Here is a 13,281-nt window from a genome sequence, read left to right as displayed (position 1 = left end):
AGGAGCGAGGCTTGCCCGAAAACGGGCCCACCCATTCACAAGCAGTGTCCCCCAACACATCGTCTTCGCGGGCAAGCCTCGCTCCTACAGGCCGTAAGAAGTGAAGGTGGGCAGGTGTTTTTTTCCGCCGTCCATCGAACCTGCTTTGCAACATCAACAAACGTGATTTAATAGCCGCCTTTCACGTTTCCGGGACAGGAAAACGGCGTTATCCGCGCCTGCATCCACCCCTCCATCAACCCTGCAGGAGCCGAGCTTGCTCGCGATAGCGTCGGATCAGCCAACATCAATGTTGAAGGTCAGACCAAAATCGCAAGCAACCAAATTCCTGCAGGTCGGCACATAAGGCTGTCATGGATACGGGCTCACGACTCAAATTAGTACGCGAAAGCTACAAACTGTCCCAGCGCGAGCTGGCCCGCCGTAGCGGCGTCACCAATGCCACCATCTCGCTGATCGAGCAGAACCGCGTCAGCCCTTCGGTCAGTTCCCTGAAAAAACTGCTCGAAGGCATCCCCATGTCTCTGGCGGACTTCTTCACCTTCGATCAGCCTCCGCGTGAACACCAATACGTCTTCCGCGCCAACGAACAGCCGGACCTGGGCCGCCATGGCCTGCGTCTGCTGTTGATCGGCGCATCCGTGCCGAGCCGCCAGATGCGCCTGCTGCGCGAGCAATACGCCCCCGGCGCCAGCTCCGGCGAAGAGCCGATCGTGCACGCCGAAGGCGAGGAGTGCGGGTTGGTCACGCGAGGTACGGTTGAGCTCACCGTGGACGGCCAAGTCAGCATCCTGGGCGCAGGTGATGGCTATTACTTCCCGACCACCTTGCCCCACAGCTTCCGCAACATCGGTGCGGACGAGGCCGAAATCATCAGCGCCAACACCCCGGCGAACTTCTGACGATTTGACGGAACAATCCGGTCTCCCGCAAAACCTGTGGGAGCTGGCTTGCCTGCGATGGCGGCCTGATTTCCCAGATCAACACCGCACCAGCGTGGGAGCGGGCTTGCTCGCGAAGGCGCCCTCAAAGTCGACCCTTATTTTGCGGATGTACGCGGTTCAATTGTGGGAGCGAGCCTGCTCGCGATGAATACCCGGGCGACGCGCTAAAACCGGGTACTTCGTCTCGCGCCGATTGCCTGCGTGAAAATCACCGTGTATTTTTTCATGAAATTAAAACTATAAAATTTCATGGAGCCGGTAATGTTTCAGCAATCCCCGCAACATGTCGCGAGCTATTACGCCCATTCCTGCAGTGATCGCCTGGTCAATCGGCCGGCCTTGAAGGGTGAACAGAACACTGAAGTGCTGATCATCGGCGCCGGTTTCAGCGGCTTGCACACCGCGCTGCGCCTGGCCTTGGCCGGCAAGCGTGTGACGGTGCTGGAAGCCAGCCGGGTGGCCTGGGCGGCGTCGGGGCGCAATGGCGGCCAGGCGATTCTGGGTTGGTCCTGTGACATGCCGCCGCTGGAAGCTGCGTTGGGTTACGAGCGTGCGCGGCAGTTGTGGGACGGCATGCGCTGGGCCGCGCAGGAATTGCGTGAACTGCCGGCGCGCCATGGTTTCGATTGCGATTACCGGCCCGGGCACCTCTGGACCTCGGTGATGCTACGGCGGGTCAGTCTGCTGACCGAATGGCAGCACGAGGCCAGCCACAAATGGGGCCACGATGGCTTGCAGTTTATCGAGCGCGATCAGTTGCCGGAGTGGGTAGCCAGTGATCGTTATCAGGCTGGTCTGTTCGATCCTGAAGGCGGGCACCTCAATCCCTTGAAGCTGGCGCTGGGCCTGGCTGCCACCATCGAGCGGGCGGGCGGGGTGATCCATGAACAGAGCAAGGCGCTCAGTTACAGCGAGGATGGCGACGGGTATCGGGTGACCACCGAGCGCGGCAGCATTCGCGCGGACGTGCTGGTGTTGGCCTGCAATGCCTATCTGGACCGACTGGATCCGCAACTGTCGAGTTGCGTATTGCCCGTCGGCACCTATCAGGTGGCCACGGCGCCGCTGTCGGAGGCCCAGGCGACGGCGCTACTGCCGAGCAATGTCTGCGTCACCGACAACCAGTTCGTTCTCGACTATTTCCGCCGCACCCCCGACAACCGCCTGCTGTTCGGCGGTGGCTGCACTTATCTGGGCGGGATGCCCAAGGACATTGCCGCAGCCACCCGGCCATGCCTGGAGCGGGTATTCCCGCAACTGGAAGGCGTGGAGCTGGAGTTTTCCTGGGGCGGTCACATCGACCTGACCTTGAAGCGCACGCCCGATATCGGCCGGCGCGGCGATCTGTATTGGTTGCAGGGCTATTCCGGACATGGCGTGCTGCCGACCCTGGCCGGGGCGCGGGCAGTGTCCGATGCGATTCTCGGTAACGCGGATGAGCTGGAGTTATATCAAGGCCTGACCAACGGCAGCTTCCCCGGCGGCAAATACATGGCCGCGCCTTTGGAGGCCATCGGCAAAGCCTGGTACCGGCTGCGCGACAGCATTTGATTCGGCACTTTCTGGAAGCCAATAGATGGATATGCAAGAAGAGATTTCGGCGCTGGCGATCCTGATCCAGGACCTGCGCAAACACAAAAAGTACACGCTCAAGGAGCTGGCGGACAAAATCGGCCGTTCCGTGGGTTTCCTGTCCCAGGTCGAGCGCGGGTTGTCGCGGCCGACGGTGGCGGACCTGACCGCCATCAGCGAAACCCTCGGCGTGCCTACCACCTATTTCTACAGCCTGCCCAAACCCATGGCGTTGCCGTGGGTGACCCGCCCGGACGAGCGCCGCACGCTGTACTACGCCGACGGCATCACCGACATCCTGGTCTCGCCGAAGATGCGCGCGTCCTTTTCCATGCTCGAAAGTCAGCTGGAACCCGGCGCCAGCAGTGGCGAGCGGCACATGAAGGACAGCTCGGAGCAGGGCGGTTACGTGCTCGAAGGCGAACTGACCCTGTGGCTCGATGACGATGAACCGGTGACCCTGCACGCCGGCGACAGTTTCCAGCTGGCCAGCCATGCCCATTGCCGCTACGGCAACCTTGGCGACCAACTCACCCGCGTACTTTGGGTCTACACCTAATAAAACAACAAGGAACAAGATGATGGATGCTGTCTGCACTGAATTGCTGGCCGAAGTGCTTGAGTTTCGCCAGCGCTACCCCGACGTGCGCTTCGTCGACCTGATCTCTCTGGACATTCCAGGGCATTTCTACGGCAAGCGCTACCCGATCGAAATGCTCGAAAAAGTCGCCGCCGGCAGCGCGCTGAAGTTGCCGCAGAACTGCGTGTTGCTCGGCACCCAGGGCGGGCTGTTCAAGATCGGCGACTACTGCTTCAACGACGGCGACCCGGACGCGCAACGGCGCCTGGTGCCGGGCACCTTGAAGCTGGTGAGTTGGGAGCAGCAACCGCTGGGGCAGATGCTGATCACCTCCGACGGCACGGAAAAGCCCATCGAATTCGAACCCCGTGAAGTGCTGGCGCAGGTGCTGGGGCGACTGGCGCGCAAGGGCATTTTCCCGGTGGTGGCGTTCGAGCTGGAGTTCTATCTGTTCGACAGCCACCTGCGCGATGGCCTGCCGCAGTTTGCCCGTGACCCGTTGACCGGCGACCCAGACGATCAGCCGAACATGCACATCGAGCGCCTGACCCGCTTCGCCCCGGTACTCGATGAAATGGTCGAGACCGCAAGAGCCCAGGGCATCGACGCCACTGTGATCACCGCGGAACTGGGCCCTGGTCAGTTCGAAATCAACTTCGGCCACCTCGACGACGGATTGCGCGCCGCCGACTGGGCCGCCTTGTTCTGCCGCAGCACTCGCGGCGTGGCGCTCAAGCACAACTATCGCGCCAGCTTCATGGCCAAGCCGTACCTGCAGCACCCTGGCAGCGGCATGCACGTACATGTGAGCCTTTACGACAAAGCGGGTAACAACCTGCTGGCGGCCGACGGGCAAAAAGCCCTGCGCCATGCGGTGGCCGGTTGCCTGGACGTGTTGCCGCACTGCATGCCGATCTTCGCCCCGAACCACAACGCCACCCGTCGTCTGAGCGCCACGGTGAACGTCGCTTCCCGCGCCAGTTGGGGCTTCGAAGACCGCGACGCCTGCCTGCGGGTACCGGAGTCGGACGCGAAAAACCTGCGCATCGAACATCGCCTGGCCGGCGCCGATGCCAACCCGTATCTGGTGCTGGCGGCCATTCTGATCGGTCTGGAGCAAGGGTTGGAACAGAAGCGCGAGCCGATTGCACCGCTCAATGACGATCGCAGTAGCGGCGTGGATTTCCCGCTGGAGATGCTTGAGGCCGTGCGTTCCATGCAGAACCACGGGCCAGTGCGTGAAGGTCTGGGAGCCGAGTTTGTCGATGTGTATTGCGAGAACAAGCGCCAGGATCATCTGGCGTTCATGAATGAAATCAGTGCGCGGGAATACCGTTGGTTCCTTTAATTACGCAAAGGCATAGTTAAAGATGATTCGAAGTTAACCCTAAAAAATATCTGGATATATAAGGGCTTAGCGAAGTTAGTAACTGAGCGGTTAATCAAAATATCTTGTTACAGGGGGAAATATTCCGTAATATTCGCCCCGCGTTCACCACCACGGTTTATGCATTTTTAAGTCCCGGGCGTCCATCAGCTGCCCGGGATTTTTTTTGCCTGTGATTTGACCCGCTTTTAACTGTAGGAGCGAGCATGCTCGCGATGCAGGCCCAGACACCGCGGGAAGTCAGGCACCCAGCGTTATCGTTGAAGACCATCGCGAGCATGCTCGCTCCTACAGGAGATGCGGGGTTAGCGGGAGATAATTCCGTGATCAATCGCGTACTTGACCAACGCCGCCGGCTTGTCGATGTTCAACTTGCGCCGAATGCTCAAGCGATGGGTTTCCACCGTGCGTACGCTGATGTCCAGTTCCCGGGCCATTTCCTTGTTGTTCAGGCCCTGGGCCATTTTGCGCAGCACTTGGCTTTCGCGGGGTGTCAGTTCGTTGTCGGTGCTCTTGTCGGCGATCAGGCGTTGGGCGATGTCGGCGCTGTAGAAGGTACCGCCGCTGGTGATCGCCTCGATGGCCGCGATGATTTCCCGTGACGGCGCATTCTTCAGCACGTAGCCGCTGGCGCCGGAGCGCACCGATTCGCTGACGTACTCATAATTGTCGTACATGCTCAGCACCAGCACCTTGAGCGACGGGTACTGGCTGCGCAGCATGCGGGTCAGTTCCAGGCCGTTCATGTCGCCCAGGCTGATGTCCACCAGCAGCAAGTCGGGCTGGCAGCGCCCGACCATCTCGATCGCCTCGGCGCCGTTTTCCGCTTCGCCCACCACTTCCAGCGGCGCCATCACGGACAGCAGTGCCTTGATTCCGTCACGGACCAGGGAGTGATCGTCGACCAACGCAACGCGGATCGGGGAGGGCAGGTTCATTCAGGGTTCGCTCTTGTTATGGGTTCAGACGCGATGGCCGGCCGGTTTCATTGGCAGCAGCACATCCAGCTCGCTTCGGCCCGGTACGGACACCAGATCGAAGCGGCCACCGAAGTGTTCGACGCGTTCGCGAATATTACGCAGGCCGATGCCGGCCTGACGACGTTCGACCTGGGCGACGTTGAAGCCCACGCCATCATCGACCACCGTCAGGCGCACATTGTCCTCGCAGCCTCGCAGGGTAATCGACACGTTTTTCGCCCGGGCGTGTCGTTCGATGTTGGTCAGGCCTTCCTGCACGATGCGAAACAGCGAGACCGCCGCGCCATCGACCAGTTGGCATTCGAATTCATTGTCGGTGTAGCTCACCGTCAGCCCGCTGCGTTGCTCGAATTCCGCGGCCAGTTGGCCTATGGCCGCTTGCAGGCCGAGGGTGTCGAGCAGGGATGAACGCAGGTCGTGGGACAAGGTGCGGACCTCGCCGATGGCTTCGCCGAGGCGTTCGGTGGCATCTTTGAGCGTGTTCAACCCCTTGTCTTGCGCCTGTCCACTCTCCAGCAAATGACTGGCCAGTTCGAACTGGAACTTGATCGACACCAGCACCTGGCTGATACCGTCGTGCAGCTCACGGGATACCCGCGAGCGCTCTTCCTCCTGAAGGCTGACGATGCGCTGGGTCAGGCGCTGCAGCTTCTTGTCCGCCAGCCGGTGTTCGCTGACGTTCAGGGTCATGCCGGTGCCGAACACGAACAACACCGCCACCAGCGCCACCACGGCAATCGCCATCATGGTCTTGCGAATGCCCATGGCCACTTCGGCGCGGGCCTGCTGGGTGGCGCGTTCGACGTCTTCCAGATAGATCCCGGTGCCGAGCATCCAGCCCCAGCGATCGAGCATCACCACGTAGGCGAGCTTGTCGGTGACCTGGCCGGAGGAGGGCTTGTTCCAGGCGTAACGCTGGAAGCCTTCGCCCGACTGCGCGCTTTTGAGCAGCGCCTGAATCACCGGCAGGCCGTGGGGGTCTTTCATGTCCCACAGGTATTGCCCGACCAGCTCCGACTGGCGCGCGTGCATCAGGCTGCGGCCTTCATGGTCGTAGACGAAGAAGTAACCGTTGATGCCGAAGCTGAGCTTGCGCAGTTCTTCCAACACCTTTCTCTGCGCTTCGGCGTCTCCGTGGCCGTCGTCGTACAGCGGCTCGATCAGGCTTTGCGCCATCTCTACGTAGTTTTTCAACTCCGCACGCTTGCTCGCCAGGATGCTGTCTTCGATCAACTGCGCCTGCTGATCGCCCAGCTGACGGTTGAGGGAAATCACCAGGGCGCAGATGACGGCGATGGCCAGGACCAGCGGGAGGATGCCGAGGGCGACGATCTTGTGTTTGAGCTGCATATCTACTCTCGCCTCGGGCTTGCTTTCTGTAGGAGCGAGCATGCTCGCGATGGACGTCAACGATAACGCGGGATACCTGAGGCCCCGTGGTGCCCTTGCGTTCATCGCGAGCGTGCTCGCTCCTACAGGTTCAATGTTCTGGGGGGCGGCATCATAGGCCAAAGATACGCCTGTGGAGTAGCGCTGCCGGGCGGAATGACCGGTGGCTGGTTCCCTGTGGAATACACAGTCCAAACCTGTGGGAGCGAGCCTGCTCGCGATGAGGGCAGGGCCTTCGACACAGTTGTCGTCTGACAGGACGCCATCGCGAGCAGGCTCGCTCCCACAGTTCAATACAGGCTCATCTACGTAGAACTACGTAGACACCACGTACGTAGTAACGCGGATTTATTTGTGGACGCCATGGGCGGATATTTGGCCAGCTCCGCAAAGCGGACACAATTATAAAAATTACCGCCGTGGCCACTGGCCGTCGGCAGGAGACCAATATGCCCCGTCTGGCTAAACACCTCGCCTGGTTTGCCGTGGCTGTCCTGGGAGCGATTGCGCTGAGTGTCGTGGCCCTGCGCCGCGGCGAAGCGATCAACGCCCTCTGGATCGTAGTCGCAGCAGTCGCCATCTACCTCGTTGCCTATCGTTATTACAGCCTGTTCATCGCCAACAAAGTGATGCAGCTGGACCCCAATCGAGCCACGCCTGCCGTGCTCAACAACGATGGTCTGGACTTCGTGCCGACCAACAAACACGTCCTCTTCGGTCACCACTTCGCGGCAATCGCCGGCGCAGGCCCACTGGTCGGTCCGGTCTTGGCGGCGCAGATGGGCTACCTGCCCGGCACGCTTTGGCTGATCGCCGGTGTGGTGCTGGCCGGCGCGGTGCAGGATTTCATGGTCCTGTTCCTCTCCACCCGCCGCAACGGTCGCTCACTGGGCGACATGGTCCGTGAGGAAATGGGCCGTATCCCCGGCACCATCGCGTTGTTCGGCTGCTTCCTGATCATGATCATCATCCTCGCGGTGCTGGCGCTGATCGTGGTGAAGGCCTTGGCCGACAGCCCGTGGGGCATGTTCACCGTGATGGCGACCATCCCGATCGCGATGTTCATGGGCATTTACATGCGCTACATCCGCCCGGGCCGCATCGGTGAGATTTCCATCATCGGCGTGCTGTTGCTGCTGGGCTCGATCTGGCTGGGCGGGCAGATTGCCGCTGATCCGGTCTGGGCCAAGGCTTTCACCTTCACCGGTGTACAGATCACCTGGATGCTGATCGGCTACGGTTTCGTCGCCGCGGTTCTGCCGGTGTGGCTGATCCTCGCGCCACGTGACTACCTGTCGACCTTCCTCAAAATCGGCACCATCGTCGCCTTGGCCATCGGCATTCTGGTGACCATGCCCGAGCTGAAAATGCCGGCCCTGACCCAGTTCATCGACGGCACTGGCCCTGTGTGGAAGGGCGGTCTGTTCCCGTTCCTGTTCATCACCATCGCCTGTGGCGCGGTGTCCGGTTTCCACGCGCTGATCGCCTCCGGCACCACGCCGAAGCTGCTGGCCAGCGAAGGCCATGCCCGCTACATCGGTTACGGCGGCATGCTGATGGAATCCTTCGTGGCAATCATGGCCATGGTCGCCGCTTCGGTGATCGATCCGGGCGTGTACTTCGCCATGAACAGCCCGGCTGCCGTGGTCGGTGCCGACGCTATTACTGTTGCGCAAACAGTCAGCAGCTGGGGTTTCACCATTACCCCGGACGCCCTTGAGGCCGTGGCTCGCGATATCGGCGAAACCACCATCCTGGCCCGTGCCGGTGGTGCGCCGACCCTGGCGGTCGGTATCGCGCAAATCCTGCACCACGTGCTGCCGGGCGAGAACACCATGGCGTTCTGGTACCACTTCGCGATCCTGTTCGAAGCGCTGTTCATCCTGACCGCGGTCGACGCCGGTACCCGTGCCGGTCGTTTCATGCTGCAGGATCTGCTGGGCTCCTTCGTACCGGCGCTCAAACGTACCGAATCCTGGACCGCCAACCTGATCGCGACTGCCGGTTGCGTGGCGATGTGGGGTTATCTGCTGTACCAAGGCGTGATCGATCCGCTGGGTGGCATCAACACCCTGTGGCCGCTGTTCGGCATCTCCAACCAGATGCTGGCCGGTATCGCGCTGATGCTCAGCACTGTTGTGCTGATCAAAATGAAGCGCCAGAAGTATGTGTGGGTGACCCTGCTGCCAGCGGTCTGGCTGCTGATCTGCACCACCACCGCAGGCTTCATCAAGCTGTTCGACGCCAACCCGGCGATTGGCTTCCTGTCCCTGGCCAAGAAATACAGCGATGCGCTGGCCAACGGTCAGGTGCTGGCCCCGGCCAAGAACATCGACCAGATGCAGCACGTGATCTATAACGCGTACACCAACGCCACGCTGACTGCGCTGTTCCTGTTCGTGGTCTTCAGCATCCTGTTCTTCGCGCTCAAGGTCGGCGTCGCCGCCTGGGGCAGCAAGGAACGTACGGATAAAGAAGCGCCATACCAGGCACTGCCGGAAGCTTGATCGAGGATCTGCCGCATGTTCAATGACCTGAGTCGCCTCGGAAAATACCTCGGTCAGGCCGCGCGCCTGATGGTGGGGATTCCCGACTACGACAACTACGTCGAGCACATGCAGAACAAGCATCCGGACCAGCCGGTGATGGACTACGAGGCGTTCTTCCGGGAGCGCCAGGAGGCCCGTTACGGCGGCAAGGCCGGGCCGAAATGCTGCTGACCTGATCGTGCAACGATAACGCGGGCCACCTGAATGCCCGCGTTATCACGTAACCCCTGAATCCCTGTAGGAGCCGAGCTTGCTCGCGATGGTCGTCAACGATGACGCTGGGTGCCAAACACTCCGCGGTGTCTGGGCCTCCATCGCGAGCAAGCTCTTCCTGTAGGAGCTAGCTTGCTCGCGATGGTCGTTAACGATAACGCGGGGTGCCTGACTCTCAGCGTTGTCTGGGCCAGCATCGCGAGCAAGCTCGGCTCCTACAGTTTTGAGGTTTTCAGGTTTTGGTGATCAGCAGGCCATGCGCTGTTGGCGTGGGCTAAGCAACAACCCCTCAAGATGATCCAGATGCCGGTTGAGCAGGCAAACCGCGCTCACCGCATCCCCGCCTTCAACCGCATTCAAAATCCCTTCATGCGTCCGCCAGTCGCAATACCCATCGATCCGCGCCTCGAACTGCGCAATCGCCAATGACATCAGCGGCACCAGACTGTCGAGAAAATGCGCCAACGGTGCATTCCCCGCCAGCGCCGCCAGCTCCAGATGAAATTCCCCCGACAGACGAAGGGCTTGGCCGCGCTCGGTGCAGAGGCGTTCGCCCTCGATGATCGCGCGCAGGCGACTCAAGTCCTGCGACAACGGCTGCTGACACACCAGTCGCAGCAACGTGGTCTCGGTCAATCGCCGGGCATGCAGTGCCTGCCGGGTCTGCTCTGCGTCAAGTACCGCCACACGAGGGCGGTGGTTGGCGCGCAGGATGATGATGTGCTGATGGGACAGGCGCGTCAGGACGCTGCGGATTTCACTGCGACGCACGCCGAACATCTGACCGAGGCTGTCCTCGGTGAAGCGGCTGCCGGGCAGAAGACGCAGGTCGAGAATGGCGTCGAACACCTGCGCATAGAGATCGTCCGCCGCCAGGTGCAAGGGCAGGTCAACAAGAGTTTGCGGTGAAGCGAAGCTGTTCATGGCCTGTCTCCAAAGTAGAAGGAATCAAACGCTGAGGTTGTCTTCCGGAATGTTCAGTTCGATGCCCATGCGCTGGCCTTCGCGAAGGATGTGCTTGCGCATTTCGGCACTGGCCTGGGCGCTGTTCTTGCTGCGGATCGCACGAACCACGGCTTCGTTTTCTTCCAGGCGCTCGGCCAGATGCTCAGGCGAATTGCGCAGCACTTCGGCGCTTTGCTTGAGGGCGTTGCTGGTCTGCTGTACCACGCTCTGGAAAATCGGGTTCGAGGTCAGGGTGAACAGCTCTTCGTGGAACGCGATGTAGGCGTTGACACCGGCTTCGCTGTCGTTGGCCTCCAGGGCTTCGCGCATGTCCATCAACGTCAGGCGCAGTTGCCCGACTTCCTTGCTGCTGATCGACTGCGCAACCAGCCCGACAATGAAAGGTTCGAGGGTGTAGCGCAGTTGCAGCACGTCCTCCAGACTCGCCCCGGCCACCGCGCTGTCCTGGCGCGAGTCGTCGAGGTCCATCGCACTGGCATCCAGTACCACAACGCCTTTGCCCGGCATCGAGCGCACCAGCCCGAGGGTTTCCAGCACGGTCACCGCTTCGCGCAGACTGGGCCGACTGATGCCCAGTTGTTCGGCCAGTTCGCGCTGGCCCGGCAACATATCGCCGGAGCGCCACTGACCACGGGCCAGTGCGGCCCGAAGTTTCTCTACCACTGAATTGACGACGGTTGAGGAGGTAATCACTGTTCGCTCCAAGCGATAAAAGTGCCCACCGTTACAGTGGGCACAGGTTATTTAAAATTCTTGCTGGTGCGCCGCGCCAGCCGGTTTTCTCGGCTGGAAGGTATAACCCACCTGGCCGGAAAGCACTTTATTGGCGCGCTGGATATCGATGTCTTTTTCCCAGCGAGCGATGGCCACGGTGGCGACGCAGTTGCCGATCAGATTGGTCAGCGCCCGGCCGATGCCCATGAACCAGTCCACCGCCAGCACCAGCACCAGGCCGACCACCGGAATCGCCGGGATGGCCGTCAGCGTCGCCGCCAGAATCACCAAGGCGGAACCGGGAATACCGTGGGCGCCTTTGGAGGTGATCAGCGACACCAGCAGAATGGTCAGCAGATCGGTCATGGCCAGCGGCGTACCGGTGGCATTGGCGATGAAGACGATGGCCAGTGTCAGGTAGATCGAAAAGCCATCGAGGTTGAACGAGTACCCGGTGGGGATCACCAGGCCTACCGTCGAACTGCCGATACCCAGGTGTTCGAGTTTGCGCATGATCTGCGGCAGCACGGCGTCGGAGGAGGCGGTGCCCAGCACGATCAGCAACTCTTCGCGCAGATATTTGAGCAAGGGCCACATGCGCAAGCCGGAAAGGCGCATCACGAGGCCGAGAATCAACGCCACGAAGGCCACGCAGGTCAGGTAGAACAGGCCGACCAGGCTGCCCAGGTGCTGCAGCGAGTCCAGGCCGTATTTGCTGGTGGTGAACGCGATCGCGCCAAACACCCCGATCGGCGCCAGCCGCACGATCATGCCCATGATGCGGAAGATCACGTGGCTGAGCTCATTGATCAGTCGTGAAATCCCCGACGCCGCTTCGCCCACCAGGTTCAGGGCGCTGCCGAACAGCACCGAGAACAGCAGCACTTGCAGGATGTTGTTGTCGGCGAATGCACCGATGACCGAGGTCGGGATCAGGTCCATCAGGAACTGCGTGGTGGTGTGCATGTGCTGGCCGCGCTGGGCGATATCGCCCATGTCGGCGGCGGACAGCTGCTCCAGATGAATGTTGGCACCGCTGCCGATGCCTGTGCTGAAGGCGAACACCAGGCCTATGACCAGGGCGATGGTGGTCAGCACTTCGAAGTAGATCACCGATTTGAGGCCGATGCGGCCGACTTTCTTCAGATCGCCTGCGCCGCTGATGCCGCTGACGACAACGCAGAACACGATCAGGCCGATGAGCATTTTGATCAGTTTGATGAAGCCATCGCCCAGCGGTTTGAGCTGAGCGGAGTATTCGGGAAGGGTCAGCCCGCAGATGATGCCGAGCATCAGTCCGAGAACCACTTGGAGGAAGATTGAACGCGAGCACCATCTGAGCATGGGAGGAATCCTGGTCGGTGTCCCGGCTGTCGTGTGCATGGCGCACATCTGGCCTGGGACTTAATTATTGTGGTCTTACCGGTATGTCCAGTGCAGGCTCAGTTTAGGCTGGTTTTTTTCATTGTTACAAGGGGAAATCATTAAATTGGCTTGACCGGTCTGACCAGTGGTTTGACCGGTTCACTTGAACGTTCAGTGGGGGGCGCGTGAAAGCACGCCCGCGCACCGGGTTTCCGGTGGCGGGAGCAATAGACAGGGGAAGAGGGGACTCGGCAGCAGGATGCTACGGGTGGGGTAAAGCGGGGGAGACGCCGTGGCTTTACGCCAGATAGATGCCCGAATGGTCTTCCGGATGCTGGATGCCCATTGCCTGATCAGCCACCTTCGCCTTGTGAATCTGTCGGCACAGGATCGTTGCCAGGGCGATGGCGAGTGCGAACCAGCAGATCAGGACATTCAGGAGCATGGCATTTCCTCAGGCAGGAACATCTCTTCACGAGCGCCGCAAAGATGTTCGACGACAATATGGCATCATTATGCCATGCATTAGTGGCACTGTGCTGCCATTTGTCGTCGCGGACGCTGAATTACTCTGATTCGTTGTTGTTCTCCGGAGGTCGTGGTTCCCGGTCAGAGCTTCAGC

The 13,281-nt window shown here is 60.8% G+C and carries 12 protein-coding genes; 6 read left to right on the top strand and 6 right to left on the bottom strand.

Going from position 1 to position 13,281, the window contains the following annotated elements:
* Positions 1-353: 353 nt before the first annotated feature.
* The 4 genes from ACW9JE_RS10870 to ACW9JE_RS10855 all read left to right on the top strand — a co-directional run bounded on the left by ACW9JE_RS10870 (position 354) and on the right by ACW9JE_RS10855 (position 4,444).
* Positions 354-902, top strand: coding sequence for a cupin domain-containing protein (locus ACW9JE_RS10870; RefSeq protein ID WP_175380457.1), 549 nt, complete (start codon positions 354-356; stop codon positions 900-902).
* Between the two features lie 303 nt (positions 903-1,205).
* Positions 1,206-2,495 carry an NAD(P)/FAD-dependent oxidoreductase gene (locus ACW9JE_RS10865; protein WP_457432753.1) on the top strand — a complete coding sequence of 430 codons (1,290 nt, stop codon included), beginning with the start codon at positions 1,206-1,208 and terminating at the stop codon, positions 2,493-2,495.
* 25 nt (positions 2,496-2,520) lie between these two features.
* A complete protein-coding gene (locus tag ACW9JE_RS10860) occupies positions 2,521-3,075 on the top strand; it encodes a helix-turn-helix domain-containing protein (RefSeq protein ID WP_457432752.1) in 555 nt (184 codons plus the stop codon).
* Positions 3,076-3,097: 22 nt separating this feature from the next.
* Positions 3,098-4,444: a glutamine synthetase family protein gene (locus ACW9JE_RS10855; RefSeq protein ID WP_457432751.1), complete on the top strand. Its 1,347-nt coding sequence runs from the start codon at positions 3,098-3,100 to the stop codon at positions 4,442-4,444.
* Between the two features lie 344 nt (positions 4,445-4,788).
* Here the strand turns inward: ACW9JE_RS10855 and ACW9JE_RS10850 are convergent, their stop codons facing one another.
* Both ACW9JE_RS10850 and ACW9JE_RS10845 read right to left on the bottom strand, forming a co-directional pair.
* Positions 4,789-5,421 (bottom strand): response regulator, encoded by a 633-nt coding sequence (locus tag ACW9JE_RS10850; protein ID WP_224535741.1) that lies wholly within the window; start codon positions 5,419-5,421, stop codon positions 4,789-4,791.
* A gap of 24 nt (positions 5,422-5,445) precedes the next feature.
* Positions 5,446-6,813, bottom strand: a complete 1,368-nt coding sequence (locus tag ACW9JE_RS10845; protein ID WP_457432750.1) for a cache domain-containing protein — start codon at positions 6,811-6,813, stop codon at positions 5,446-5,448.
* Positions 6,814-7,301: 488 nt separating this feature from the next.
* On the opposite strand from ACW9JE_RS10845, the gene ACW9JE_RS10840 reads away from it, so the two are divergent.
* Complete coding sequence (locus ACW9JE_RS10840; RefSeq protein ID WP_224535745.1) at positions 7,302-9,359, top strand: carbon starvation CstA family protein; 2,058 nt, start codon at positions 7,302-7,304, stop codon at positions 9,357-9,359.
* A gap of 15 nt (positions 9,360-9,374) precedes the next feature.
* Positions 9,375-9,572 (top strand): YbdD/YjiX family protein, encoded by a 198-nt coding sequence (locus tag ACW9JE_RS10835; protein WP_457432749.1) that lies wholly within the window; start codon positions 9,375-9,377, stop codon positions 9,570-9,572.
* Between the two features lie 288 nt (positions 9,573-9,860).
* On the opposite strand, the gene ACW9JE_RS10830 is transcribed toward ACW9JE_RS10835, so the two are convergent.
* From ACW9JE_RS10830 to ACW9JE_RS10815, 4 genes are all read right to left on the bottom strand, one after another.
* Positions 9,861-10,538: a GntR family transcriptional regulator gene (locus tag ACW9JE_RS10830; protein ID WP_457432748.1), complete on the bottom strand. Its 678-nt coding sequence runs from the start codon at positions 10,536-10,538 to the stop codon at positions 9,861-9,863.
* 24 nt (positions 10,539-10,562) lie between these two features.
* Positions 10,563-11,273 (bottom strand): FadR/GntR family transcriptional regulator, encoded by a 711-nt coding sequence (locus ACW9JE_RS10825; protein ID WP_224535751.1) that lies wholly within the window; start codon positions 11,271-11,273, stop codon positions 10,563-10,565.
* 51 nt (positions 11,274-11,324) lie between these two features.
* The gene (locus ACW9JE_RS10820; RefSeq protein ID WP_224535753.1) at positions 11,325-12,638 is read right to left on the bottom strand and encodes a C4-dicarboxylate transporter DctA; all 1,314 of its coding nucleotides are present in this window, start codon (positions 12,636-12,638) and stop codon (positions 11,325-11,327) included.
* Between the two features lie 319 nt (positions 12,639-12,957).
* Positions 12,958-13,104 carry a hypothetical protein gene (locus ACW9JE_RS10815; protein ID WP_457432747.1) on the bottom strand — a complete coding sequence of 49 codons (147 nt, stop codon included), beginning with the start codon at positions 13,102-13,104 and terminating at the stop codon, positions 12,958-12,960.
* Positions 13,105-13,281: the final 177 nt, after the last annotated feature.

This window comes from Pseudomonas sp. SDO55104_S430 (assembly GCF_054070595.1).
The sequence above is the reverse complement of the archived record's forward strand: the minus strand, read 5'-3'. Positions and strand labels throughout refer to the sequence as shown.